The sequence below is a fragment of the Acidovorax sp. LjRoot74 genome, from assembly GCF_964254355.1.
Taxonomy (GTDB): domain Bacteria; phylum Pseudomonadota; class Gammaproteobacteria; order Burkholderiales; family Burkholderiaceae_C; genus Acidovorax.
Map to the genome: position 1 here is coordinate 3,570,132 of NZ_CAXUTI020000001.1, position 26,398 is coordinate 3,596,529.

The window sequence follows — 26,398 nt, forward strand, 5'->3', positions numbered from 1 at the left end:
GCCTGCCCCGACGCGGTGCCATCATGCACGAACAGGCACCGCCCGGCCAACGGGATTTCAACCAATGCCGGGGCTGCCTGGCCTGCGCAAGCAGAACCGACCACCCTATGATGCAGACAAAAAAGTGGCGCCTATGCCCATGGACCTGTAGAACACGTGCAACATCTTTTCGCAGCGAGGAGAAAGAACCCATGAAAAACCCGGCCTCTCGCCAAAAACACGCGTGGCTGCTGTGCCTGCCATTGCTCATGAGCGTCCAGGCGGCGCAAGCGCAGGAACAGCTGGTGGACTTGCAATCCAACGGGGGCTATACCTCCTACCGCCTCGCGGACGATGTGACCCAGGTGGATCTGGTGGAACAAACCCAGGGAGCTTGCCGCTTCAACCGCACCTGGGGCTACGACCTTACCAACAGGGAGCTGTGGACCAATGGGGGCTGCGGCGGGCGCTTCAAGGTCACGCGCAGCTACGCCCCGGGTAACAACAGTGGCAGCAGCTCCAACGCCGGTGCAGCCGTGGCCGCAGTGGCCGCCATCGCTGGCATCGCGCTGCTGGCCAACCACAACCGCCACGACGACGACCGCCGCCCCCAGTACCCCGATTATGGCTATGGCGACCGGGGCGGTGAGATTCGTGCGGGTGGCGGCCTGTGCCTGGATGTGCGGGGCGGCAAGTTCCAGCCCGGCACCACGCTGCAGGTGTATGAGTGCAATGGCACGGCGTCACAGCGTTTCAGCGTGGGGCGCGGTGGCGAGATCCGCGTGCGCGACCTGTGTGTGGATGTGGACCGAGGCGACCCGCGCGATGGCGCCCGGGTGGTGCTGTGGTCTTGTTCAGGCTCGCGCAGCCAGAGCTGGAGCACCCGGGGCGGGCAAATCGTGAGCCAGCTCAACGGCAAGTGCCTGGACGTGGAAGAAGGCCGCCTGCGCCAGGGTGCCCACACCATGCTCTGGTCCTGCAACCGCGGCCCCAGCCAGCGCTGGTGGTGGTAACTGGCCTGGAGGCCCGCAGCATGTCCCACCAACCCTTGTTCATGAGGACGACGATGAAGACCACCGCCCCCACCCACCCGACACAGCGTGCATTCCGCCAGATCGGCCTGGCAGCCTGCGCCCTGGTGCTGCCCTTGGTCTTGGAGGTGACCGCAGCCCCTGCGGCCCACGCTGCCGATGCCCCCGTAGCCTCGCCCGCCGTGCCACCCCGCACTGCCGCCGCCACAGCCACGGGCCGTGCGCACGGGCATGGTGCTCGGCCCGCAGGGCAACGGCTGCAGGCGATCTGCTCTGCCGCCGACCTGAACCACGACGGTGCCGTTTCGCTGGACGAGTTCCACCAGGACATAGTGCAAAGCTGGCACAGCCTGGGCCCCGATGCCACGGGCCATGTCTCGCTTGCCGACCTGGCCCAGGTGCCGCGCATGGGCAAGGGCCGCCTGAAGCGGCTGGCGGCCAGCGACAAGGATGGTGATGGCAGGCTCTCCTTCAAGGAAGTGGTCGAAACCCGCATGGCCTACTTCGAGGCGGCCGACACGGACCAGAACGACCAGCTTTCCATCGATGAGTGTGTGGCCTACGAGCGGCAGCGGCGCGCCCAGAACGGTAAGGCCGCAGGCAAGTAAGCCAGCGCCTGGCGGTCATGAGGGCCGATGGATGGGCCCCCACGGACCTGCTGCATCCGCAGATGGGTTGTGCACACCTGCCCGCAGGCCGTCCCTTGCTGAAGCACAGATAATCGACGGGCCGCGCTTAGCCGAGCCCTGAACAAGCCTCACAGCGCACAGCCAGACCTTCTTTTGTGCCCGCCCGGCATCTGATCTCGCCGGCGTTCCCCTTGCCCCCACAGCCACCCGTTTCACGCTCGCCATGCCCCAGGCTTTTCGCAATACCTTTCTCACCCTGCGCGACCTGATCGTTTCAGCCGGTCCGCTCGCTTTCCTGGCCGTGGGCCTGCTGGTGCTGGCGTACTGGTGGCTCAACCCCAACCCACCCAAAAAGGTCACGCTGGCCACAGGCCCGGCACAAAGCGCTTATGAGGAGTTTGGCAAGCGCTACCAGAAAGCGCTGGCCGTGGATGGCATCGAGGTGGTGCTGCGGCCCAGCGACGGTTCATCGCACAACCTGCAGCTGCTGCGCGACGGCGAAGCCGATGTGGCCTTCGTGCAGGGTGGCACGGCCGAGTTGTTGCCGGACGACGCAGATAACCTGGTCTCGCTGGGCAGCCTGTTCGTGGAACCCGTGTGGCTTTTCTACCGTACCGACGCCGCCGAGCGCGCCTACAACGTGCCCCGACTCGATGGCCTGCGTCAGTTGCGCGGCTGGCGCGTGAACGTGGGTTCGGAGGGCAGCGGCGTGCCCAAGCTCATGGAGCGGCTGCTGGAGGCCAACAAGGTCGAGCCCGGCGCCGTGAAGATGTCGCGCCTGGAGCAGACCCCTGCCACGGTGGACTTCCTCGCTGGCAAACTGGATGCGCTGGTGTTCGCCTCGGCGCCCGAGTCGCTGATGGTGCAGATGTTGCTGCAGACGCCGGGCGTGCAGTTGCTGGACTTTGCACAGCACGAGGCCTATGCGCGGCGCTTCCCCTTCCTCACCCCCGTGACCCTGCCACGCGGCGTGGTGGACCTGGCGGCCAACGTGCCCACGCGCGATGTGCGTCTGGTGGCCTCCACCACCTCGCTGCTGGCGCGCGATGGCACGCACCCGGCCCTGCTCACGCTCTTCGCGCAGAACGCGCAGAAGCTGCATGGTGGGTCGGGCTGGTTCAATCGCGCGCGCGAATTCCCCAACTCCCGTGCGAGCGAGCTACCGATTGCCAAGGAAGGCGACCGCGCCATGAACGAGACGGTCCCCGTGCTGCAGCGCTACCTGCCCTTCTGGATTGCCAACCTGATCGAGCGCATGTGGCTGGTGCTGGGGATTCTGCTGGCGGTGATGCTGCCGCTGTCACGCATCGTGCCGCCGCTTTACCAATTCCGCGTGCGCTCACGCGTTTTCCGCTGGTATGGCCGACTGCGCGAAGTCGAAAACGACCTGGAAGCCGGGAAAACAGACTCGGCCGAGTTGCTGAAAGCCTTGAGTGCACTGGAGGCGCAGGCCGAAAAGGTGAGCGTGCCCTTGTCCTATGCCGATGAACTGTACGCCCTGCGCAACCATATTCATCTGGTGCGCAAGAAGCTCCTTCGGGCCTCGGAGGGTGCAGAGTCCAGGCCTACGCCCGACACAAACCACCCCTGAAGGGTGGCGATGCGGGCGCTGCAGCAAGAAAATCGCCAAGAGGCCAACAACCGCAGGGCGACAGGCCCAGCGCTTGAGACCTCATCCGTCCATCAGCGGCTTTTGGAAGATTTGGAACCGGACGAGGACGACAGCGGCGCCGACGTGGACAGTGGGGCCATTTTGGAACTGGACGATGATCGCGCACCGGAGGCCCGGGCGTCGGTAGATTTGCGCTCTGTGCCCAAGGCAACTGAAGCACCAGAAGCATCTGCAGCCGCTCGCCCCGCTTTGGCCTGGTGTGCGGGCACCACACGCAAGGCCCCCTCCTGCGCCAGCTTGTCCCGCATGCGCCGCGTCATGGACTGTGTGCTGGCATCGGGGGCAGTGAACAGAAACAGCGTGCCATGGGGGCTGGCCCATGTCAGCTGCGTACGGACCACACGCCCGTTGGTCACCAGTTCCACCCACGCACCGACTACAAAGTCTGCATAGGGATCAGGCACCTCCACGGCCGGCGTGCTGCTGACCTCGGCCTCTTCGGGTGCTGGAGGCGACACCTCGGCAGCATCGGGGCCGGCTTCAACCGCCACGGGCTCTGCCACTGCCGCGGGTGCTGGCTTTTCGAAGGCTTCCTGGTGCAAGCCCACCAAGCGTTGCAGCAGGGCACTGGTCTGGACAGCCGGGTAGTTAACGGTCTTGAGGCCCTTGCGCAGTTTGGCCAGCAAGCCGGGAATGGCCTCGTTAAGCCGGTCTGGCTCTTGCCGGGTCAAATCTGGCTGGGCACTCCAGAGCAACACAGGCACCAGGGCCAGGTAGCCCCCCGGATCATCCTTGCCACCATCGCCGTTCATGACCTGTGCCAGCGCAATCACATCGGCCCAGGGGCCTGCGGCGAAATCAAGAATATCGGAGGGCACCTGCTCCAGGTCGGGCAGCTTGCGGATGTCGGCGGCCACTTTTTCGGCCAGCAGTTCCCGTTGCTCGGCATGCAGGCGGGCTTTTTCCTCGGCCTCCTGCGCTGCCTTGATTTTTTGCTCCTGCTTGTCCCAGGCCGACTGCAGCGCCTTGAGCACGGTATCGAAAGGGCCTGCGTCTTTGATCTCGTTGGTGGACAAATGCTCGACGGCCCCTGTCACCAGACGCATGAAGCTGCTGAACCCTTGGTCCGTCTCGGCAGTGAAGGCCAGGCTGCGCTGGGTCAGCTCATCCAGCAGCCGGCGTGCGGGATGGGTACCATCCGTGAAAAAGCGACCATCGTGGTGCACCAGTTGCTTGAGCGCAGGCTCCAGGCTCTTGACCGCCAATTGCACAGGGGGCAGCAAACGCGCGTCCTGCGCAATGTTGGCCATCATTCGGCCCACCACCTCCACCGCCATGGCGGTGGACTGCGTCGCGGCCTCCATGGGCATGGCGGCATACACCACAGGAGCCACCCCGGGGCCCCGCCGCCCCGATAGCGGCACAGGCAAGGATCCAGCCTGGCTCGCACTGACGCCCCCGGCCAGTCGCCCGACCAACCGCTCCAGTTGGGCCATGTCTTCAATGGCCTCTGCAGCCGCCCCGGACGGGAAATACGCTCCGGAAAGTGAAGATTGCGCACTGGCCGTGCCCGCGCGGGGATCCACCCAGCCAGGTTGTCCTGCAACGGGTTGCGGCGCCATGGGCTGCACCGCCACTGCGCCATAACCAGGCGGCGCAAACGGATCGCCACCGGCCAGCATCTGGCGCAGGATGCCCACGGTCAGCAACGCCTCTTCAGCCGCATCGACCGCTGCCGACATGGGGGCCTGCTGGGAGTCGCCGCTCCAACCGGTGGATGGCCCCATGCCCCGGCCGTAGCCCGTGTTGCCATAGTCGCCCATGGGGGCATTCATCGAATGGCCGTAGCCGGAATACCCGGTGCCATAGCCGGTTCCGGGGCCGCCGTAGCCTTGCCCGTAACCTGTGCCCGGGCCACTGTTGCGCCCGCCGCCGCCCGAGGGAGTGCCCAGCACGGCGTAGCCAACGGGCTGAACCCCATGCTCGCGCAGGCTCTTGGCGGTGTTTTTGTATTCCTCTACGAGGAGCTTGCCCAGCAAGTCCCGCATGTGCTGCATCCAGAGCTGCCGGACTTCGGGCGACACCCCCGTGTCGCCCACCACCTGCTGCAGCGCCCGGATGTAGCTTTCGGGGCGCAGCGGGTTGCGCTCAGGCTGCACGCTGCGCAGGCCCTGGGCGGCGCTGACCAACGTGTTGAGTTCGGCCAACACGGCATCGGTGGCATGCAAGGCCGCCTGCTGGGCCTTGGAGAGTTCCACCTGAGCCAGCATCTCGTTTTCGTCCATGAGCGACAGCTCACCGAAATCCATGCCAGTGTCGTCGGCCGAGCTGCGCCCCTTGGCAGGAGCAGGCCCCTCCGCAAAGATCTCCAGCAGGGCCATGGGGTAGCCCTTGACCAACGCTGCCTCATGCTGGTTGAGGTAGCGCAGGCTGTCACTGATCAGATTGCGCTGCTGGATCCCGACGCTGCCCGTCTCTTCCTCCGCCAAGGCCCCTTGCGTGACCTTGACCAGCTGCTGCATCAATGCCTCGCCCCCGCGCACGGCGTTGACGACACAGGCACGAAACACGGTTCTCGTACGAGACGCAGGCTGGGACATGGTGGGGAGGAATCGGCGGACAGGTTTCCAGTTGCAATCCTACTTGACCTGAGGTCTTGTTTCAGGTCTTCGAACCGCCTCCTGGTGGCTTATTTCAGTGCTTTGTAACGCATCCGCTTGGGTTTGGCGCCCTCTTCACCCAGGCGCTTCTTCTTGTCAGCCTCATACTCTTGGTAATTGCCGTCAAAGAACGTCCACTGGCTGTCACCTTCGGCGGCCAGGATGTGGGTGGCGATGCGGTCCAGGAACCAGCGATCGTGGCTGATTACCAACACTGTGCCGGCGTACTCCAGCAGAGCGTCTTCGAGGGCACGCAGGGTTTCCACATCCAGGTCGTTCGACGGCTCGTCCAGCAGCAGCACGTTGCCACCGGCGATGAGGGTCTTGGCCAGGTGCAAGCGGCCACGCTCACCACCGGAGAGCATGCCCACCTTCTTCTGCTGGTCGCCGCCGTTGAAGTTGAAGCGGCCACAATAGGCGCGGCTGGCCATCTGGAACTTGCCAATGTTGATCATATCCAGCCCGCCGGACACGTCTTCCCACACGGTCTTGTCGTCTGACAGGGCATCGCGGTGCTGGTCCACAAACGCCATCTTCACCGTGGCGCCAATCACCACCTCGCCGCTGTCGGGCTGCTCGCGGCCGGCGATCAACTTGAACAGCGTGGACTTGCCGGCCCCGTTCGGGCCGATGATGCCGACGATGGCGCCGGCCGGGATGGTCATGGACAGGTTGTCGATGAGCACGCGGTCGCCAAAAGACTTGGTGACGTTGTGGAACTCGATGACTTGGGTGCCCAGACGGTCGGCCACAGGAATGAAAATTTCCTGCGTTTCGTTGCGCTTTTGGTATTCGAAGTCGCTCAGTTCCTCAAAGCGGGCGATACGCGCCTTGCTCTTGGCCTGGCGGCCCTTGGCGTTCTGGCGCACCCACTCCAGTTCCTTCTTCAGGGCCTTGGCGCGGGCTTCCTCGCCCTTGTTCTCGGACTCCAGGCGGGCCTGCTTCTGGTCCAGCCATGTGCTGTAGTTGCCCTTGTAGGGGTGGCCGTAGCCGCGGTCGAGTTCCAAAATCCACTCGGCCGCGTTGTCCAGGAAGTAGCGATCGTGGGTGATGGCCACCACGGTGCCGGGGAAACGGTGCAGGAACTGCTCGAGCCAGTCCACGGACTCGGCGTCCAAGTGGTTGGTGGGTTCGTCGAGCAGCAGCATGTCGGGCTTGGAGAGCAACAGGCGGCACAGCGCGATACGGCGCTTTTCACCGCCGGACAGCAGGCCGACCTTGGCTTCCCAGGGGGGCAGGCGCAGCGCGTCGGCGGCGATTTCGAGTTGGTGCTCCGAATCCGTGCCGGCTGTGGCAATCACGGCCTCCAGGCGCGCCTGCTCGGCGGCCAGCGCGTCGAAGTCGGCATCGGGCTCGGCGTAAGCGGCGTACACCTCTTCCAGCTTGGCCTTGGCGGCAAACACTTCGCCCATGGCCTCTTCCACACTCTCGCGCACCGTGTGCTCCGGGTTGAGCTGGGGTTCCTGGGGCAGGTAGCCGATCTTGATCCCCGGCATGGGGATGGCTTCGCCTTCGATTTCCTTGTCCACACCCGCCATGATCTTGAGCAGGGTGGATTTGCCCGAGCCGTTCAGGCCCAGCACGCCGATCTTGGCGCCGGGGAAGAAGCTCAGGGAGATGTCTTTCAAGATCTGCCGCTTGGGCGGCACGGTCTTGGAGACGCGGTTCATCGAATAAACGTATTGGGCCATTGGGATCTTCGGGGTTCTAACCTGGGAAATGGAGCAGAAGAATTTCTGCGTTCAGATGCCGATTATCGGGCCATGCGACAATATGCCTCGCGACGGGCTCCAGTTGCCCGCTGCATCAGCACACTGCTGGGGACGAAAGAAGCACCCTGCTTCCGGGCTCCCAATCCTGAACCCCATCGGCTTGAGACTGGCTCGGCAACCCCCGGTTGCACGACAGGCCGATACCCAGCGCCCCGGACGGGCGCATCCAAAGACATGACATTTGACGAACTGAACCTGGCTCCTGCCATCCTGAAGGCCGTGCACGAAACGGGCTACGAGACCCCGACGCCCATTCAGGCCCAGGCCATTCCCGCCGTTCTGGAAGGCCATGACCTTCTGGCCGGCGCCCAGACTGGCACCGGCAAGACCGCCGCGTTCACCCTGCCGATGCTGCACCGCCTCTCGCAAGGCACGGCACCCAAGAACAAGTTCGGCGGCAAGGGCATTCGCGCCCTGGTGCTGACCCCCACCCGTGAACTCGCAGCCCAGGTCGAAGAATCTGTGCGCGAGTACGGCAAGTACCTGGACATCAACTCCACCGTCGTCTTCGGCGGCGTGGGCATGAACCCGCAGATCGACCGCATCAAGCGCGGCGTGGACATTCTGGTGGCCACCCCGGGCCGCCTGCTGGACCTGCAGCAACAGGGCTTCCTGGACCTGACCACCGTAGAAGTGCTGGTGCTCGACGAAGCCGACCGCATGCTGGACATGGGCTTCATCCACGACGTGAAGAAGGTGCTGGCCCTGGTGCCCAAGGACAAGCAGAGCCTGCTGTTCTCGGCCACCTTCAGCGATGAAATTCGCGACCTGGCCAACACCCTGCTCAAGAACCCACAGAGCATCCAGGTCACCCCCCGCAACACCACGGTGCAGCGCATCACCCAGGTGATTCACCCCGTGGGCCGTGGCAAGAAAAAGCAGGTGCTCCTGCACATCATCCAGCAACACAACTGGAGCCAGGTGCTGGTGTTCACACGCACCAAGTTCGGCGCCAACAACGTAGCCGAGTTCTTGACCAAGAACGGCGTACAGGCCATGGCCCTGCACGGCAACAAGAGCCAGAGCGCCCGCACGCAGGCTTTGGCCGGCTTCAAGAGTGGCGACATCCGCGCCCTGGTGGCTACCGACATCGCTGCGCGCGGCATCGACATCGATGACCTGCCGCACGTCGTGAACTACGAAATCCCCAACGTCTCCGAAGACTACGTGCACCGCATTGGCCGCACGGGCCGCGCGGGCGCCACGGGCGAAGCCGTGAGCCTGGTCTGCATGGACGAAGAAGGCTTCATGATGGAGATCGAGCGCTTCACCAAGCAGCAGATCCCCGTGCAGGTCATTGAAGGCTTTGGCCCCGATGCAGGTGAAAAGGCCGAGCCCATCGCCATGGGCCGCCAGACCATCTGGGGCGGCGCAGGCAAGCCCCCGAGCCGTGACGTGATGCAGGCAGCCGCCAAAGCCGCCCGCAGCGAAATGATGGAACGCATCCGCACCAACAAGGCCGGCCAGGGCGCTGGCAACGGCGGCGGCGAGCGTGCCCCCCGCCCCGCCGGTGGTGGCAATGGCGGCGGTGGCCGTGGCGGGCGCGCCGGTGGCGGTGCATCAGCGAACGGCGGCGGCAATGGCCCGCGTGGCGGCCGTGCCGGTGGCGGAGGCCAGGGCGGCGGCGCACGTGCTGGCGGCCAGGCTCCTGCACGCGGTCGCTCCGGCGGCGGTGGTTACGAGGGCGGCGGTGGCGGCAATCGCTATGACGACTCGCAACCTCCGCGTGCCAACGCCCACCTGGGTACACACTCGGGCCACAGCAACCCCGGCAACCGCCACTCGGGCCATTCTGCCGGTGGACAGCCTGACCCCATGCGCACCAGCGTAGACAGCATGGGCGGCGGTGGTCGCCGCGGTGGTGGCGGTGGTTATCGCAACTCTGGAGGTGGCGGCTATGGTGGTGGATCAGGCGCGGGTGGCGGTGGTGGCCGGGGCAACGGGCCTCGTGGGTCGGGCGGTCCTCGCGGCTCTTTTAACCGCTGACACCAGGACTTCGGGGGGCAGCGGTGCCACAGCGGCTACCGCGTGCCCTGCCACAGTGCATGTTCTGCAAGCGCGGGACCGCCGGGCACCCGCGCTGAACCATCCCCGCCTGCAACTGCACGCGGTGGACTTCACCGCGCTCCCGGCCCTGCCGCCGGTAGACGATGTCTACATCACCCTGGGCACTACCATCGCTGCAGCAGGCAGCCAGAGTGCATTCCGGGCCGTGGACCATGACGCCGTGCTGGCCACAGCCCGCGCAGCCCGTGCAGCGGGCGCCACCCGTTGCGGCGTGGTCACGGCCATGGGCGCCAATGCGCAATCCCGCATCTTCTACAACCGCGTCAAGGGCGAAGTCGAACGCGACCTGCAAGAACTGGGCTTTGCCACGCTGGTGATTGCGCGCCCCTCCCTCATGATCGGTGAGCGCCAAGCATTGCAGCAGGTTGCACGCCCAGCCGAATCCCTCTCCATCCGACTCTTCCAATGGCTGGACGCGGTCATTCCCGCCAACTACCGCGCCCGCCCCGGCGCAGATGTGGGGCTGGCACTGGTCCGGGCCGTACAGTCGGCCCCTGACGGACTGCACGTGCTATCAGGCCACGCATTGCAGCCCGGCTGACACGCCGTACCAGCAGATCCTTGCCAGAGCTCCCATGCGCCCAACCGAATTGCCCCAGCCCCTGGCCACCCTGATGGTGGCCACCTGCAACGTGCTGAATCTGGCCAACCCAGGGCGCATGTTCTACGACAACCAGGACCCGTACAGCGCCGCAGAATTCGAGCGCAAGATCACCTGGCTGGGGGAACGTTTTCGCATGCTCAACGCCGACGTGCTGGCCGTACAGGAGGTCTGGGATGAAGCGGCATTCAAAGGCGCGCTGGGCCGTGGCAGCCTGCGCTACGACTTTGTGGCTGTCCCGGGGGCAGAGAATGATGCAGCGCGCCACGGCGCCCAGGGAACGCCCCGCGTGGGCATTGCCACGCGGCTCAAGGTAGAGGCCTTGCAGTCGTTTTCTGACTTCCCTTCAGGCTTCCAGGTGGAGGTGCCCGGCATGGGCCCACACACCCGCTTCGAGCGCCCGCCGCTGGTGGCCACGCTGCGCATGAAACATGGGCAGACGCTCAATGTGCTGACCGCGCACCTCAAATCAAAACGCCCCAAGTTCCTGCAGGACTCGCAAGGCAATCCCACCGAGGACCGGGACGACCGCAAGGTGATGGCACTGGCATCGCTGCGCTCGCTGGTCATGCGGGGCGCCGAGGCAACAGCGCTGCGCTGCCTGGTCATCGACCTGCTGCATCGCACCAACATCCCGCTGGTGGTGCTGGGCGACTTCAACGACACGCCCGACAGCGTGACCACCCAGCTCATCTGCGCCACCACCGAAATCGCCTACGACCGATCAGCCAGGGATGTAGCGCTGTTCAACGCCTACGACCTCCAGGGCGAGGCCGCATTGAAAAAAGACGTCGCGTATTCGCACATTCACCAGGGCTCCCCCTCCGTGCTCGACCAGATCCTGGTGAGTGAAGAGTTCATGACCAACGGGCGCAACAGTGTGGGCGACGTGCGCCGGGTGGACTACTTCAACGACCACCTGCACGAAGGCCGCGACCGCACCCGGTCCGACCACGGCTTTGTGCGTGCCTTGCTGCGGCTCAGGATGCCGCCCGCAATGCCGTCGCCATCACCGCAAGCCAATTCGGCATGAGGTGCAGCCCCCTCGCCATGTCAATCAGCGCTTTGCAACGGGATGTACGCCGACACAGCCCGACACAACTGCGCAGGTAACATCCACGGCACAGACGCCCCCCAGCGAGGCATCCATTGGCAGAACCCACATGACCATGCACTCTTTTCTTCGCCGCGCGACCCGCGCAGACTCAGACACGGCCCGCCCTGCCGCTGCTTCTTTGGGGGCCATGCACTGGACGGCTTCAGCCACCTTAGCCGCCCTGCTGCTGACGGCCTGTGGCAGCACACCGCTGCCCCCCTGGCCCTCCACACCAGCAGCCCAGAGGGCCAATGCACCCGCCCCTCTGCCGCGCGCGCAGCAAGGTACCGTGGTGCCCGCTCCGCTGGGCCAGCAACACCAGCAACCGCCGCTGCAGCCACCGCAGCGGGCGGCCGTGGTGTCCACCCCCCTGCCCCCGACTGCGCCCTTGGTGGTGCAAAACGAAGGCCCCATGGCGCCGCCCTATGGCGCCGCTGTGGCAGCACGTTTCCCGAACCCGCCGATTTCGTACAACACCCCGGGGCTGGCGCAGGATCGCCGCGCCTTCACCACCAACGCCGAGCTGGGCCAGTGGCTGCGGTCCCTAACGGATGCCGTACCCCGAGGAACCACCCGCACCAAGCTGCTGAACCTCGGGACATCGCAACGTGGTGAACCCATCCAGGGCCTGCTGCTCACCCGCGCTGCGGGCACAGACCCCGCCAGCCTGGATACCAGCGGCCGACCCACCGTGGTGCTGATAGGTCAGCAGCACGGCGACGAGCCCGCAGGCAGCGAAGCCCTGCTGGTTATCAGCAGTGAACTGGCCCAGGGGCTCCTGGAGCCTTTGCTGGATCGCATCAACGTGGTCGTGGTGCCCCGCGCCAACCCCGACGGTGCCGAGGTCGGTACACGCGTCACGGCCAATGGCGTGGACATGAACCGCGATCACCTGCTGCTCAACACCCCCGAGGCCCGCGCACTGGCCCAGGTCATTAACGACTACCGCCCCATCCTGGTCGTGGACGCCCACGAATACACCGTGGTGGGCCGCTATCTGCAGAAATTCAACGCCGTCCAGCGCTACGACGCCCTGCTGCAGTACGCCACCACCGCCAACTACCCCGAGTTCCTGACCAAGGCCTCGCAGGAGTGGTACCACCAGCCCATGGTCACCGCCCTCAAGGCCCAGGGCATCACCAGCGACTGGTACTACACCACCTCGACCAATCTGCAAGACAAGCGCATCTCCATGGGCGGCACGCAGCCCGACACGGGCCGCAACGTCAATGGCCTCAAGAACACCGTCAGCCTGCTTATCGAGACACGCGGCGTGGGCATTGGCCGCATGCACATCCAGCGCCGCGTGCACTCGCAGGTCACGGCCATCAGCAGCGCCCTGCGCACCACGGCAGAGCGTGCCGCCAACCTGGAGCAGGTGCGCTCCTTCGTGGCCCGGGACGTGAGCGCCCAGGCTTGCCGTGATCAGGTGGTCATCGAGGCTGCCGCCACCCCTACCCAGCGCGACCTGGACTTTCTGGACCCCGAGACCGGCGCAGACCGTTCCATCCGCGTGGACTGGAACTCGTCGCTGACCCTGCGGGCCATCAAATCCCGCGCCCGCCCCTGCGGATACTGGCTTGCGGCGGGGTCTACTGCGGCCGTGGAGCGTCTGCGACTGCTGGGCCTGCAAGTGATGCGGGTGGCCGAGCCAGGCGCCATGCTGGCCGAAACCTACCGCGAAACGGCACGCGAAGCGGGCGACCGGCAGGACGTCATCGGCACCATCGCCGGTGGCGCAGGCATCGTGCGCGTCGAGGTGTCCACCGTGCGCAGCGCTGTGGATGCCCCCGCTGGCAGCTTCTATGTCCCGCTGAACCAGCCCCGCGCCAACCTGGCCGTGGCCGCCCTGGAGCCCGACACGCAGAACAGCTACTTCGCCAACCGTTTGATCGACGACCTGGGCCAGATGGCCCGTGTCATGGCCACGCCCGCTCTGGTATTTGAGGAAACCGACTAGGCAAAAAAACGGTAAGCCATCGGCCAGCTGCACCGGCCACGGCGGCGCAGCGCGGGCCGAAGACGGCCCCATCCGCAGGAGAACAGCTCGCGAACCACATTTGCTATTAAATATATAGCAAACAATCCTTTATGGTTGCGCGCAAAGGCCGAATATTTCTTGAATTACACCGGGCCATGAAGCGGCGCAGGCCCGGTCTGCCGCGCATGGCGCGCCCGGGACCGCTCCAGCACATGGCGCGACATCAGCTCGGCCAGCGCATCCTCCGCAAGGAAAACGACCGTGCCCTCACACTCCTGCACCAGCCTGCGCGCTTCGTCGTCGCTGTGGCTACGCACCACGGTTTCGATGGCGGGGTTCAAAGTCATTGCTGTGCTGATGATCTGCCGCACGTTGAGGGAATCCGGGGTGGCAATCACCAGCATGGCCGCGCGGGCGATGTGGGCCTGGATCAACACGGCGGGCTCCACCGCGTCCCCGAACACGGCTGCAATGCCCTCCGCCCGAAGCGACTCCACCAGTTCCCGATTTTGTTCAGCCACCACAAAAGGAATGTCCTGGGCCGCCAGGGCACTTGCCACGCGCCGCCCGACCCGGCCATAGCCCACCAGCACCACCTGGCGGGCCAGGTAGCGCGAATCCGTGCTCATCGGCAGCTCAGCCAGCGGATCGTCACGCTGCTCCAGCCGCCGCGCCCAGGCAGAGCGCGCACGCAGCCAGTCCTGCAACGGCGCAATCGCGTGGAAGAGTAAAGGGTTGAGGGCCATCGAAATCAGCGCCCCTGCCAGGACCAGGCTAGCCCCTTCCGGCGGCAAGAGCCCCAGCGATGAACCCAGGGCCACCAGGATGAACGAGAACTCGCCAATCTGCGCAAGACTTGCCGACACCGTGAGCGCCGTGTTGAGCGGATACCGAAATGCCAGCACCAGCCCCGCAGCGGCCAGCGTTTTGCCCACCATGATGATCGCCACTACGGCCAGCACCTGCAACGGCCGCTCCCACAGCACGGCGGGGTTGAACAGCATGCCGACCGACACAAAAAACAGCACGGCGAAGGCATCGCGCAGTGGCAAAGACTCATGTGCCGCACGGTGGCTGAACTCCGATTCGCGCATCACCATGCCGGCAAAAAAAGCACCGAGGGCAAACGACACACCAAACAACGCAGCCGAGCCGAACGCAATCCCCACTGCGGCGGCCACCACACACAGCGTGAACAACTCCCGCGAGCCCGTGCGCGCCACCTGCCACAGCACCCAGGGGAACAAACGGCGCCCCACCAGCAGCATCAGGGCCACAAAGCCCCCGACCTGAAGCAGTGTCCAGCCCAGGGTGCGCCCCAGTTCTGCAGCATCCAGCCCTGTACCGGCACCATCCCCCAGCCACCCGGCCAGCGGAGGCAAAAGCACCAGCACCAACACCATGGCCAGGTCTTCCACCACCAGCCAGCCCACCGCAATGCGGCCGGTGTAACTGTCCAGAATGCCAAGTGCCTCCAGCGCCCGCAGCAGCACCACCGTGCTCGCAACCGACAGCGCAAGGCCAAACACCAGCGCACCACCCAAACTCCACCCCCACCAGGTGGCCAGCCCCATCCCCAGCGCCGTGGCCACCATCATCTGCACCACAGCCCCGGGGACGGCAATCTTGCGCACTGCCAGCAGGTCACCAAAAGAAAAGTGCAGGCCCACGCCAAACATCAGCAGCATCACGCCAATCTCGGCCAACTGGCTGGCCATGGCCGCATCTGCCACAAAACCCGGAGTGAACGGCCCGATAACCACCCCCGCCAACAAATAACCCACCAGCGCCGGCAGGCGCAGGCGTGTGGCCAGAAAACCCAGCGCCAACGCCAGCCCGAGGGCTGCGGCAATGGTGTGGATAAGGGTCACGCTGTGCGGCATGGGGAGATGTGAAGAAAGAAGATGAAGTTGCCCTGTGCACCCTGCACATGATCTCCTTATAACCGCATCCACCCCTGCGCTGCAAAATCAGAGGGCTTCTTCCAGGAGAAGACGCCGTGGCGGGTATGATCCAGCCTCTGCATCAACGCAGTGGCGTGCACAACGCCCAGCAAGTAGGCATTGCCGCCGAAAGCCGCTTTTCTGCCCGTAGCTCAACTGGATAGAGCAATAGCCTTCTAAGTTGTTCGGCAAAGTAAGTATTCATGCGGCCTGCAGGCCGTTTCTTGATACGCAAAGCTGTATGTTCAATCAGCTATCTAGGCCGCATTCTTTCGTTTGTTGGGTGGCGGTTGCGTATCAGTTTTGGGCCTTCTTTGGAGCCGGTTCTACAGGCGCAGTGCACGCAGCCAGCGCCGTGCGCAGCAGGCCCTCGTAGCCCTCGCGGCGCTCAATCTCTGCCTGGGCTGCCTGTGTGAACTGGTCCACCGTGGCGCCCGGCCGCAGGGCTTCGGTGGGCATCACCGGTCGCTCTGGCTCTTTCTCCTGGCAGGCCACTGGCACGGCCACATTGACCCGCTGGATTTCCACGCGCGGCGGCGCGCTGGCGCAACCCACGAGGGCGCCAGCCGTGAGCAAAGCCAGGAATAATTTTTGGAATATTTTGTAGCTCACTTTGTAGTCCTCCCCTGCAGCCAACTATCCACACGGGCCTGCGCGCTGGCGCACACGTCGCCGGACACGGGCGCAGGCGTGGCCAGGATCTGGTCGGCCCGCTGGTTGTGCCCCTGGGCGACGCTGGCGGCTGCGGCCCGGGCGGGCGCGGCATCGCGGGCCCGCTTGTCGGCCAGCTCGCGTAGGTCGTCCACACTGTCACTGCAGGCGCTGGCAGCTTGGCGGGCGCCGTCGCGCTGGCCTTCCATGGCGCGTAGGTCAGCCTTGGCCGTGGCGGTCTCGTCGCGCTTGCCCAGCCAGGCCCAGCCCAGTGCGGCATTCGTGGCCAAGCTGACGGCCAAGACGATCAAGGTGGGTCTGAAGGTTGGCAGAGAAATCATTGCAGCACCGCGCGCGCGGCCTCGTAAAGCGCCTGGCGGTCGGCCAACCCGTTGGTGCCGCCGTTGATGCGCTTGGTGATGCGGATGAAGTCGCCCAGGTCGGCAAAGGTGTTGAGCTCACGGCTGTGCCAGAACCAGGCGGCGCTCATGGCTGCCAGGTCGGGGCGCTCCAGCAGCGCGGGCATGGCCTCCAGGTCGGGCACGTTGGGCATGTAGGCGGCCAGGCCGTCGCGGGTGGCGCGGTAGTTGGCACGGCCGGTGGTCTGGATGAGGCCGCGCCCCATGTAGCGCTTGCCGTCCCCGGGCTGGGTGTTGCCCAGGTCCGCCCTGCCCTCGTACCGCTGCTGAGCGGGCGTTGGGCCCCAGATTTCACGCACGTAGACCAAGCGGCCGGATTCGTGTCCGATCTGCGCCAGGAAGGCGGCCAGGCGCGCGGGTGTATTGATGGCGAAGGTTTCGCAGGCCTTGGTGATGTGCGGCAGCCATTCATCAGCCCGGGCCGCAGTGCAGCCGGCGGCCACGCGGAGTTGGTTTGCAGTCAGCATGAATTCCCCCTGTTGAACTGCCCAGGCGCACCGCCAGACCAATAATGAGATGTGACCCACTGCACCTGCACGATGGCCAGGGCGAGAAGCACCGCGAACCACGGCAGCGGCCAACCCATGATTGGCCACGCCATGCCCAGGGCGGCCACAGTGCCCAGGGCCCAGAACGAAAGGCGGATGGCAGCGCGCGTGCGCCGGTTGGTCTTCTGCATTCGGCAAAACACCGTGAAGAACAGCAGCAGGCACGCCACCTCATGAGCGATCAGCAAGGTGTTCATGGCTTGGGCCCTCCAGCACGGGAAAGCACGGCCTGCAGTGCAGCGCCGACAGCCTCAAAGACTGGGCGCCAGCCGTTGCCCAGGGCGCCGATGGCGAACGCCACGGGGGCCAGCGCCTCATTGGCGGGGATCTGCCACTGGCTTTGCAGCAACAGCGACAGCGCCGATGTGAGCGCCACCGCCGTGAGCGTGCAGCGCAGCATCAGCCAGAAGCCAGCGCTGCGGGTCATGGTGTCGGCTGCGCTTAGTGGCCACAGCGCACCGGCAAGGGCTGCGAACACGATCAGGGCATACGGCCCAGCCATCGGCCCGAGCAGTGCGATGGAAACGGCGGCCAGGCTGATGCCTGATGTTGAAGTCGGTTCTGGCATTGCTCTCCCTCGGTTATCGTTTTTCTGCAGTCGAAAAGAAGCCCGCGCGAGGCGGGCTGGTCGTGGTGCGTCGGCTCATCACGGCACTTCATGCGGCTGCACTGGCGCATCAATCAGCGCCTCAGCGTCAATCTGGTGGCCCGCGCTTTGCAGGATCGCCAGCCCACCCGGCAAGTCCGGGTTGTCCAGGTCGATGTGCTTGCGAACCTGCGCGTCACGGATCACGGCTTGCACCAAGGGCGATTGGTCGGCCAGGATTTCCCACTTCAGCGAGCCGAAGCGGTCGAAGAAGGCGCCCACCGTCACCAAGCGCGGAGCCTTGGGAGGTTCTGGCTGTGCGGGCGGTTCGCTGTAGGGCTGCAGCACCCAGGCCTCGCCAGTGAAATTGGGCCAGGGCTGACCAAACACGCGCTCGGCGGGCACGTTGCCGGGGTCAACGTCAGTGCTGCGGCTAGGGATTTCGACGGGCGAATACCAGCCCCAAAGGTCGTAGTGGTGCAAGGTGGTCATGGTCACAGCGCCTTGATAAACACGGGTTCGGAAGCGATGGGGTTGCCAGACACTGCAGGGCTGTAGCTCTGCAGCATGGGCACGCAGAAATCAGTAGCGGACTCGGTGAACGAGTAGGCCGTCGCGCTGGCCTGGATCTGCACGATGGCCGATCCCTTCTTGGCAAACCCCGAGTTGAGTGCACGGGCCTGCAGAGACTGGGATTCAACAAACCACTCCTTGCCGTCCATGGACATAGCCACACCTGCAGCCGTAGGGATGAAGAACCGGTCGCCCGAGTAGGTCACTTTCCACGCCGTAGAGCTTGCAACCCCAGGGATCCCGACGGCGCACCAGGTCACGCCGTGGTCAGAGCTGACCCACAACCCGGACGCTGCGCCAGTCATGACAATGACGCCCGAGCCGTTGCTGGCAATGTCGCCAGACGACGCTGCAATCGCCTCGGGGATCTGCGACTCTGCCCAGGTGATGCCGTCTGTGGAAGAGCTGACCACGGCCGCGTTTTCGCAGACGATGAAGAACTTCTGACCGGACCAGCAGACGCCGCGCCGATTCAGCGATGTCAGCCCAGTGCGGTTGGTCCAGGCCGTTGCACCGTTGTCGAGCGTGTACACGCTGGTGCCTGAAGAACCGCCGATGCTGACGATTCGCGCCGGAGTCGAGCCGTAGGCCAGCAAATTCAGCAGCCCAGCGGGGACGCTGTTGATGCCGCCAGAAGTGGACGTCCATGTCGAATTCGGGTTGTCGCCTGTAGTGACGAATGGCTGCGTGGTCGTTGTGTTGACAGCGCAAAACCGCGCGCCAGCCCAGATGACGCACGCCACCGATGCCGACGGCGTCGAGAGGGATGCAGAAGACCACGTTGCGCCATCGGTCGAATACTGCATACCCGGGTTTCCAGCAGCCAATGGGGTAACGAAGTAGGTCGGGCTGGCTGCCACGCTGTAGCTGCTGGGGGTGCTGCCGAGCGTGCGGATTGTGCCCGTGAGGCGGCCAAAGGGAAACTTGGTGGACAGGCGCGGATACCCGGCGCGCGTGAGTGCGCGACCATCCGCGCGCACCCATTGCGGCTCTGTCAGGCCGTAGCCCTTCGCGGTGGAGCCAAGCGGCATGCCGCCGCCAAACTGACTTGCTGCGCTCATAGGAGCCTCCAGGAACCGTTGATGAATCGGAGTTGGTACGAGGTGGGGTTATCGAGCAGCATGTCTTCGGCCAGCGCCATGATCGTGCTGCCGTTGCGGGCGATGCTGTTGTCGTACCGGCCATTGGCGACGGTGATCCACACCATGGCGCCTTCTGCTGGGGACACGGGCAATGTGATGGTGGTGGCCGCCGCGTTGTTCAGCGAGTAGTGGTATCCGGCCACGGCCGTCTGCGCCGTTCCAGTCACCTGCACCAGAGGCAGGAAAACGTCATACGCACGCCAGCTGGCAGACACACCAGGCACTGCGGCCGTGACGTCGGCCAGGTTGTCGAGCAGCAGCCAGACGCGCCCTGCGTAAGCGACAGATGCCGGCTTGTTCAGCACTCCTGTCAGTCCGGCCCAATCCCCCTTGAAGTTGGAGCCCGCCATGGATGTGACTGCCGAGGCCTCTGATGCGGCTGCGCTGGCGGCCGATGCGGTGGCGCTCTCGAAGGCGCTCAGCGCGTTCTGGTATGCCTTGGACACCGCCCCTGTGACCCAGGTCACAAGGCTGGGCATCCAGCTGCCCCAGTTGTAGGCCTTGGTGTTGTAAGAGGTGTCTCCGAGCGCCGGGAATTCCGGCACGGACGGCGCCGCATCTGGCGCGATAGGGCTGGTCATACGTTGCCTTTGATTTGCAGGTCCACTTGAGCGGTGGGCCAGTTGACGGACCGGACAGAACCGGTGACTTTGCCCACCGTGGCCAGGTGGGAATACCTCGGCAGCTCGCTGACCTCAATGGCCACGGCCTTGCCAAGAATCTGCTCCAAAAGGGATTTGGCAGACGGTGCGCTGGCTGCGTCGATCACGCAGGACAGGTTGATGTCGGTGGCTTTGCGGCCCTCCACATCGATGTAGGTGCCGTCCTTGTATTCCTGGCTGTACGAGTAGTCCCGAGTGGCCACCTCGACGCCATACTGCACTCCGCTGGTCTGGATGAGCGGGGCGAGAAGCGTTTTCCAATTGCCAACACTGATGAAGCCGACAGCAGCTTCAATCGCCGGGTTATTGCGGCTGATGGTGATCTTGATCTTGGCGTTCGGGTTGAGCGGGATGTCTTTCAGGGCGTAGTACGTGCCGCGCGACAGCTCGCCGAACAGAAGCTCCCACAGGCCCGGGGCCTGCTCCCACAGCTCGATGTCCACGTGGGTGATCAGGTCCGTCGCGCCGTCCTTCACCGTGATGTTGAGGTGGTCTGCCTCCATCTCATAGATGGCAACACCATTGATGAACCCTGGTGTCAGCTCGTAGACGATGGAGCCCGCGCGCCGCGCCTTGGTGAACAGGTACTTGTCGAAGGGCGCCATGCGGTTGGTGGGGGCGCCTTCGTCCTTCAGCCAGTAGCCCTCGGCGGCGGCCGTGCCCGGCTCGATGGCGTTGGTTGGTCCGGTGGTCATGGCCTGCACGGCCTCGTACCAGTAGCCCTTCCATGTGCGGCGTGTTCCATCTGCAAACGATCCGCCAGAGGCCCACTCCACTTCATTCGGGACGATGACCGTGTCCACGGCCGGGATGTTGGTCCCGGCGCCGAACATTGCGTTCGTGATGGTCTTGGGTAGAAGGATGTTCATCAGGTTGTCCTGGTAAGAACGCGGCCAGTGCCGGCCACTTGGTCGAACTGGCGGCCCATCTGAGGCATCAGGCGGGTGTTGCCTGCGGTTTCGTTTGCCGCAGCCTGCAGCGCAGCCACGGCCTCACGCAGCGCGCGCAACTCGGCCACCAACTCGGCATTGCCGTCGGAGCCACTGCCACCCGCTGCCGGGTTGTAGGCCTTGGGCACCACGGCCTCACCCTCATGGATGTAGGCCAGCATGTCGCGGGGTACGTAGTTCGTGCCCACGGCAAACTTCGGGATGTTGGTAGCACCGCCAGCGCGCAGGTTTTCCTCCAGCTGCGCCACGGTGATGCCGTAGGCTGCAGCCACGTCGGCCATGGATGCGCCCGTCTGCGTGATGGCATCTGCGATGCCTTGGGCCGACATGCCGCCCGCAATGGCCGCGTCAAGATTGCTCTTGATGGCGCCGTAGTAGGCCGCCTCGCTGTTGCCACCCTGCACCTGGCTGTTGTAGAGCGCCGAGCGCGTGGCGTCGCCATAGCTGCCGCCCGAGGTGCCCAAGAATGCCGAGCCATACACGCTGGCCATCAGGTCGCGCCCGGCCATGCCCAGGTACTTGCCGTCTGGCGAGTAGATGGAGCCGTCCAGGTTGACGATGTTGCCGGTGCCGGTGTCGTAGCGCGCGAGGTTGTAGCCCGCGTAGCCCTTGGCCGTGTCCAGCGTGTTGTTGGCAGAGACGACTCCGCCTTCGGTCCACTTGTGGGTGCGCAGCCACTCGGTGAAGTTCTCGCGCGAGAGGTTCAGGCCGAACTGCTCGGGGCCGTCCTTGTAGAGCTTGTAGGCCAGTACCGGGTCAAGGCCGAAGCTCTCATAGCTGAGCAGGCTGTTGCGGTCGCTCTGGAAGTAGGCGGCAACGTCGGCAGGCATCTTCGACAGGTCGCTGCGCACCAGGGTGCTGCCATCGGTGGGCAGGCTGGAGCGGCCAGTGGTCATGACCTGCTCGAAGTCTTTGGCGAACTGCGGGTTGTTCTTGAAATACAGGTACGACCCGAACAGTTCCTTGTCGGTGCTGTCACCGGCCATGCCGCCCACGCGCATCCAGTCGGGCACCTGGTAGCCTGCGCTTTGCAGCGCGCCCACGTTGGCATTGGTGGCCAGGCCTTGATACCAGTCCTTGAACTTCTCGAAGCTGGACAGGGCGACGTCGGCGCCATAGTCTGCGCGCGCCACAGTGCCCCGGTCGCGGTAGGCGGGGCCGGAAATATCGCCGCCCAGGCTGCCAGTGGCGGCGGTGGGGCGAGTGCTGCCGGTGCCACCCAAGAAGCCGCTGAGCTGCTGGATTGCGGACTCCACGCTCAGGATGCCCTGGTAGGTGCCGCTGGCAATCTCGATCTGCTGCTTCCAGTAGTCGAGCGTCTGCTCGTTCTGGTCGATCTGCGTTTCGAGCGCGCGCACCGTGCGCTGGGCGTCAGTGAGCTGCTTGTCCGCGATCTCCTGCAGCCCGGACAGCTTGCCAGCCAACACCAGGCGGTCACGGTCAGCAGCGAACTGGGTGGTGTAGGTGCCACCGTCCAGGCCGCCACGGGCTGCCGAGATGGCCTCGGCCAGCTTCTCCGGGTCGGGCAGGTAGCCCGAGGCCTTGGCCGTGGCCAGCGCCTGGTCGATGAAAGAGTTACCTTGGGCGGCCAGCATGCCGCGCGTGCCGTCCACCTCTCCGTACAGCTCCCGCACGTTGCTGCGCAGGGTGTCGAAGACATCGCCCAGAGCGCTGGCTACCTCCTGCGCAGCGCTCAGCTGGTTCTGCAAGGACTTGTTGCGGGCCGACACCGCGTCCTGCAGGGCGCCGTAATACGCCTGGCGCTGCTGCTCCAGGGTCTGCGTGGTGGTTGCCGCAGCTTCGGTGATTGACGCGAAGGCGCCGGACAGCGACAGCAGGGTGGCGTAGGTCTTGCGGCCCGCCTCGCTCATGTCCTTCTCGGCGGCCGACACCAGGGCGCGGAACTGGTCGCGTGCATTGCTGGCGTTGATGTCGGGCAGCTGCAGGCCCAGGGTAGACAGCTGCTGCGCCAGCGAGCGCTGCAGGTTGGCCCGCTGCTCCTCACCCGTGAAGAAGTTGGTGTAGTAGGTCTGCAGGTTGCCCAGCAGCTTGTCGAACCCGCCCGACACTTCGGCCAGCCCTGCAGCTGCGTCGAAGCTCAGCGCGGCCAGCGTGTCCAGACCCATGCCTTTCAGCGCGTCCTTGAACTGGTTCACGCCCACGATTTGGGCGTTGATGGTTTCCAGCAGCTTGTTGGCGGCGTCCTCCGTCAGGCCTTCGGCGTCCACGCCCTTGAGCAGCTTTTGCACGGCCTGGGGGATGTCGGAAACCGTCTGCAGCGCCTGAATGGTGGCCTGCTTCAGGTCCAACGTGAAATTCTCCAGCGCGGTCTTGAAGTCGGGCGAGTTGGTGCTGAAGGCCTCGTAGAGAGTCCCGGCGTAGTTGTCTCCCTTGCCGGATTCGCCGAAGCCCTGGCCGGTGGACAGCAGGCCGCCAGCGAACACGCCGCCTCGACCCTTGCCGGAGGTTTCCAGGCCAGCAGAGAAGCCGGTGAGCGTTGCGGCGCTGCCAAGGGCTTTGAGGAAGCCATTGATGCCGCTGGCCGTGCCCGCCACCGCTTCACGGATGGCTGATTCCTGCGCCACGGGATCGCCCTCCAGGCGGTAGGCAATGCCGTCCTTCAGCGCGGTCTGCAAGCCATTGGTGAAGTCGCGGTCGAACTGCTGGCCCTCGATGGTGTAGGTCTGGCCCCGGCGCTGGTTGGTCACCGAGCCATCGAAGGCCACGCCGAACTGTCCGCCGGTGCGGGTTTCGCCCTTGGTGGCTTTGGCGATGGCGACCAGGGCACCAATTCCCAATGCAATGGGCCCAAGGGCGCCCACGATGGTGCCTATGCCGCCCGCAGTGGCGCCAGAGCCGATCAAGCCCGTGCCGAGGCCGAGCGTGGAGCCCAGGTTACCGGCCATCAAGCCCGAGAAACCGGTGGTGAGGCCTGCGCCAAAGTTGCCAGCGATGAGCGACGCGCCAGACGCGAGAGTTCCCAAACCGCTCAGTGCAGAACCACCAGATGCAGCGGCGGCGGCGCCACTGGCGGCCGACAGCCCAAGCGAACCAGTCAGGCCAAGCAGGTTGCCGACGATGTTCACCACGAACGGCTGCGCGAAAGCCTTGTACAGCTGATCGGCGACCGTGGTCTTGAACGTGGTGGCGAGGCTCTTGGTGAAGGACTTCCAGCCGTCTTTGCCGTTGTTCAGCATGTCGGCAAAGCCGCGGCGGAAAATGTCGTCATAGGTGGAAACGGACTGCTTCCACTCATCGAGGAATGCTTTGCTGGATGCGTTCGCTGTGGCGATGGCGGCAGCGGCCCGCGCCTTTGCGCGTTCTTCTTCGCGCTGCTGCTCGTTGAACCCAGAATTTGCATCGATGGCTGCAATCTGCTTCTTCAGATCAAGCTCGATGCGGTACTGCTCCAGTGCGACATCGCGCGCTTGGGCGCTCAGGCCCATCACGGACAATTCGAACTGCAATGCCTTGTTTGCTTCGTCTATCCCGTTGACGTAGCCATTGATCGCCGCACGCCCAGCCTCGCGCGCCTTCGCCTCTGCGACATAGGCTTGCGCTGCTTCGTCTGCAAGTTGGACTTGCTCCTGGTAGGCGCTGACGGCCAACTTTGTGGCGACCTTTGCCCGCTCCTGAATGTCTAGGCGGTCGAGATCGGCGCGGATCTCTGCCTTGTGCGCTTCTGTGAGCTTGAGTTTTCCGGCGGCCAGATCCTCGGTGAATTTGATGCGCAGCTTGTCCGCTTCGTTCAGGCGGCCGGAATACTTGATTTCCTGCTCGTTCTGGGCGATCTTGTCCCGGATGGATGCGATCAGAGACTCATAGGCGTTCTGTTCGGCCTTGACATCGCCCTGGCCCTTCTTCGCCATCTCGGCCAGCTTTTCGTTGACGCCAGTGATGCGCTCGCGCAGTTCCTTGGCCTCAACGCTGTTGCCCTTGTTTTGGGCTTCAAGCTCTTTCAATGCATCCTTCGCCACCCTGGCGACGCCGCGCAGCTTCTCCATGGCGGCCGATTGGGACTCGTACGATTTGGTGAGATCAAGCGCAGCCTTGACCTGGCTTTCCATCTCTTGGGACGTAGGGCCCCACGAGCCAGTGGCACCACCTTCAACCGTGCCGACCTTCCCGGACACAGAGCGGCTTCCGCCGCTGCTTGCCTCCGGGCCAGCGAGCAGTGATGCAGCGCCAATCGCAGGGCCGATCCCCGGCATGTACTTCAGCCACGTAGGAGGCTGCATCTGTGACAAGCGCACGGTCAGCTCGGCTGTCTTCTCGATGAGCTTCGCCAGCCAGTCATTCGCGGTACGGAACGCGCTGGAGTTGCCCACGGACGTGGTGAGCTTGTCCCACGCATTGCTCATCTTGTCGGTAGCCTCGCCAAGGGGTGTCATTCCCTGCTTTGCGAGCCCTTCGGTAGCCTGCTTTAGCGCATCCAGCAACGCGGCCTGTGCGCCGGACTTGTCGCCCATCTCGGCCATCTTGGTGATGGTTAGGATCTGCGCAGCCGTGAGCGTGCCGAGCGTGTCTTCCAGGGCCTTCGCGCCCTTCGCAGGGTCGGCAAATGCCTCTGCCAGCTTCTTGGCTGCGGTCGGGAGGTCGGTGCCAGTAGCGGCGGCGAAGTCCGCGACGGAAGACCCAAGGCCCTTGAACAGACTTGAGCCCAGCCCGCTGACCTTGGCGAACTCGCCAATGATGGCCGTAGCCGCCGCCTTGCTGACGCCGGGCACGGTGTTCAGCTCGTTGACCAACGCCTTGATGTCACCCACGGCTGCCGCCGACGCGCGGCCGGTGCCGACCAGCTGGGCAGACAGGTCGCGCAGCGCTGCGTCCTTGCCGTTCAGCGAGTACATCGCAAAGCCAAGGCCAGCTACTGCAGCTGCAGCAATGGTGAGCGGGTTGACCAGGCCGACGATGTACGTGCCGAGAGCCCTTGCGGCATTCCCTGCGCCACCGAACATGCCAGACAGTTGCGAGCCCTGTTGCAGCAGTACGGTCATGGGCGCCTGGCCACCCTGCAGCGACACGATGATGTCTTGGAACTGCGCAGGAACGCCGCGCATCGCCGCTGCGGTGGCCCGGGCGGACATTCCCATGTTGTTCAGTGAGCCGGTGGCTGCAGCTTCCGCCTCGCGGGCCCGCTGCTCCACCTCGCGCAGCCGCTGCAGCATGGGCTCGAACTTCTTGGGATCGAGGCCCTTGTCGCTGATGTTGAACTCCAGGCGCTGCGATGCGGTCTTGCCCAGCAACTCCAGTTCGTTCGTTGCGCGCTTGATGGATGCCGAGATACGGCTTTCCGCTCGGGTGAACTTCTCCGCGCTGACGCCAGCGCCGTCGCCGATCTTGTCAACGGCCTGGCCTGCCTTGCCCGCAGACGTGGCCACCTCATTGGCCATCTGCTGGGCCTTGTCGCCAACACGGTTGAAGGCGCTTTCGGCCTGTTCCGAGTTGACGACTACCTCGCCCTGAATTCGCAGGTCAGATGTCATGGGTGCCCAA

The 26,398-nt window shown here is 64.9% G+C and carries 20 protein-coding genes; 7 read left to right on the forward strand and 13 right to left on the reverse strand.

Annotation, left to right across the window (positions count from 1 at the left end):
• Positions 1-191: 191 nt before the first annotated feature.
• From ACSQ3O_RS16795 to ACSQ3O_RS16805, 3 genes are all read left to right on the forward strand, one after another.
• Positions 192-992: a lectin gene (locus ACSQ3O_RS16795; protein ID WP_436139737.1), complete on the forward strand. Its 801-nt coding sequence runs from the start codon at positions 192-194 to the stop codon at positions 990-992.
• A 53-nt stretch (positions 993-1,045) separates the two neighbouring features.
• Entirely contained in the window at positions 1,046-1,618 is a 573-nt protein-coding gene (locus ACSQ3O_RS16800) for an EF-hand domain-containing protein (RefSeq protein ID WP_436139738.1), read from the forward strand.
• Positions 1,619-1,862: 244 nt separating this feature from the next.
• A complete protein-coding gene (locus ACSQ3O_RS16805) occupies positions 1,863-3,230 on the forward strand; it encodes a TAXI family TRAP transporter solute-binding subunit (RefSeq protein ID WP_436139739.1) in 1,368 nt (455 codons plus the stop codon).
• 92 nt (positions 3,231-3,322) lie between these two features.
• On the opposite strand, the gene ACSQ3O_RS16810 is transcribed toward ACSQ3O_RS16805, so the two are convergent.
• Both ACSQ3O_RS16810 and ettA read right to left on the reverse strand, forming a co-directional pair.
• Positions 3,323-5,851, reverse strand: coding sequence for a DUF1631 family protein (locus ACSQ3O_RS16810; protein ID WP_436139740.1), 2,529 nt, complete (start codon positions 5,849-5,851; stop codon positions 3,323-3,325).
• A gap of 89 nt (positions 5,852-5,940) precedes the next feature.
• Positions 5,941-7,602, reverse strand: a complete 1,662-nt coding sequence (gene ettA, locus ACSQ3O_RS16815) for an energy-dependent translational throttle protein EttA (RefSeq protein ID WP_137748349.1) — start codon at positions 7,600-7,602, stop codon at positions 5,941-5,943.
• A gap of 255 nt (positions 7,603-7,857) precedes the next feature.
• Here ettA and ACSQ3O_RS16820 point away from each other — a divergent pair, with 255 nt between their 5' ends.
• From ACSQ3O_RS16820 to ACSQ3O_RS16835, 4 genes are all read left to right on the forward strand, one after another.
• A complete protein-coding gene (locus tag ACSQ3O_RS16820; protein WP_436139741.1) occupies positions 7,858-9,669 on the forward strand; it encodes a DEAD/DEAH box helicase in 1,812 nt (603 codons plus the stop codon).
• A gap of 55 nt (positions 9,670-9,724) precedes the next feature.
• Positions 9,725-10,291 carry a nucleoside-diphosphate sugar epimerase gene (locus ACSQ3O_RS16825; protein WP_436139742.1) on the forward strand — a complete coding sequence of 189 codons (567 nt, stop codon included), beginning with the start codon at positions 9,725-9,727 and terminating at the stop codon, positions 10,289-10,291.
• A gap of 34 nt (positions 10,292-10,325) precedes the next feature.
• Positions 10,326-11,384: an endonuclease/exonuclease/phosphatase family protein gene (locus ACSQ3O_RS16830; protein ID WP_298453842.1), complete on the forward strand. Its 1,059-nt coding sequence runs from the start codon at positions 10,326-10,328 to the stop codon at positions 11,382-11,384.
• 130 nt (positions 11,385-11,514) lie between these two features.
• Entirely contained in the window at positions 11,515-13,407 is a 1,893-nt protein-coding gene (locus ACSQ3O_RS16835) for a M14 family zinc carboxypeptidase (protein WP_436139743.1), read from the forward strand.
• A 164-nt stretch (positions 13,408-13,571) separates the two neighbouring features.
• Here the strand turns inward: ACSQ3O_RS16835 and ybaL are convergent, their stop codons facing one another.
• The 11 genes from ybaL to ACSQ3O_RS16890 all read right to left on the reverse strand — a co-directional run bounded on the left by ybaL (position 13,572) and on the right by ACSQ3O_RS16890 (position 26,388).
• Complete coding sequence (gene ybaL / locus ACSQ3O_RS16840; protein ID WP_436139744.1) at positions 13,572-15,311, reverse strand: YbaL family putative K(+) efflux transporter; 1,740 nt, start codon at positions 15,309-15,311, stop codon at positions 13,572-13,574.
• Between the two features lie 357 nt (positions 15,312-15,668).
• A complete protein-coding gene (locus ACSQ3O_RS16845; RefSeq protein WP_436139745.1) occupies positions 15,669-15,983 on the reverse strand; it encodes a hypothetical protein in 315 nt (104 codons plus the stop codon).
• On the reverse strand, positions 15,980-16,324 hold the full coding sequence (locus tag ACSQ3O_RS16850) for a hypothetical protein (RefSeq protein WP_436139746.1): 345 nt from the start codon (positions 16,322-16,324) through the stop codon (positions 15,980-15,982). Before ACSQ3O_RS16850 ends, ACSQ3O_RS16845 begins: the two co-directional genes overlap by 4 nt.
• Positions 16,325-16,359: 35 nt before the next feature.
• Positions 16,360-16,908, reverse strand: a complete 549-nt coding sequence (locus ACSQ3O_RS16855; protein WP_124510820.1) for a glycoside hydrolase family 19 protein — start codon at positions 16,906-16,908, stop codon at positions 16,360-16,362.
• Positions 16,902-17,186 carry a hypothetical protein gene (locus ACSQ3O_RS16860; protein WP_124510822.1) on the reverse strand — a complete coding sequence of 95 codons (285 nt, stop codon included), beginning with the start codon at positions 17,184-17,186 and terminating at the stop codon, positions 16,902-16,904. Before ACSQ3O_RS16860 ends, ACSQ3O_RS16855 begins: the two co-directional genes overlap by 7 nt.
• Positions 17,183-17,557, reverse strand: a complete 375-nt coding sequence (locus ACSQ3O_RS16865) for a hypothetical protein (RefSeq protein ID WP_436139747.1) — start codon at positions 17,555-17,557, stop codon at positions 17,183-17,185. Before ACSQ3O_RS16865 ends, ACSQ3O_RS16860 begins: the two co-directional genes overlap by 4 nt.
• Before the next feature lie 78 nt (positions 17,558-17,635).
• The gene (locus ACSQ3O_RS16870) at positions 17,636-18,067 is read right to left on the reverse strand and encodes a hypothetical protein (RefSeq protein WP_436139748.1); all 432 of its coding nucleotides are present in this window, start codon (positions 18,065-18,067) and stop codon (positions 17,636-17,638) included.
• A gap of 2 nt (positions 18,068-18,069) precedes the next feature.
• On the reverse strand, positions 18,070-19,209 hold the full coding sequence (locus ACSQ3O_RS16875) for a WD40/YVTN/BNR-like repeat-containing protein (protein ID WP_436139749.1): 1,140 nt from the start codon (positions 19,207-19,209) through the stop codon (positions 18,070-18,072).
• On the reverse strand, positions 19,206-19,871 hold the full coding sequence (locus tag ACSQ3O_RS16880) for a hypothetical protein (protein ID WP_436139750.1): 666 nt from the start codon (positions 19,869-19,871) through the stop codon (positions 19,206-19,208). Before ACSQ3O_RS16880 ends, ACSQ3O_RS16875 begins: the two co-directional genes overlap by 4 nt.
• Positions 19,868-20,821 carry a hypothetical protein gene (locus tag ACSQ3O_RS16885; protein ID WP_436139751.1) on the reverse strand — a complete coding sequence of 318 codons (954 nt, stop codon included), beginning with the start codon at positions 20,819-20,821 and terminating at the stop codon, positions 19,868-19,870. The genes ACSQ3O_RS16880 and ACSQ3O_RS16885 overlap by 4 nt, the downstream gene beginning before the upstream one ends.
• Positions 20,821-26,388 carry a phage tail length tape measure family protein gene (locus ACSQ3O_RS16890; protein WP_436139752.1) on the reverse strand — a complete coding sequence of 1,856 codons (5,568 nt, stop codon included), beginning with the start codon at positions 26,386-26,388 and terminating at the stop codon, positions 20,821-20,823. The genes ACSQ3O_RS16885 and ACSQ3O_RS16890 overlap by 1 nt, the downstream gene beginning before the upstream one ends.
• Between the last annotated feature and the right edge of the window lie 10 nt (positions 26,389-26,398).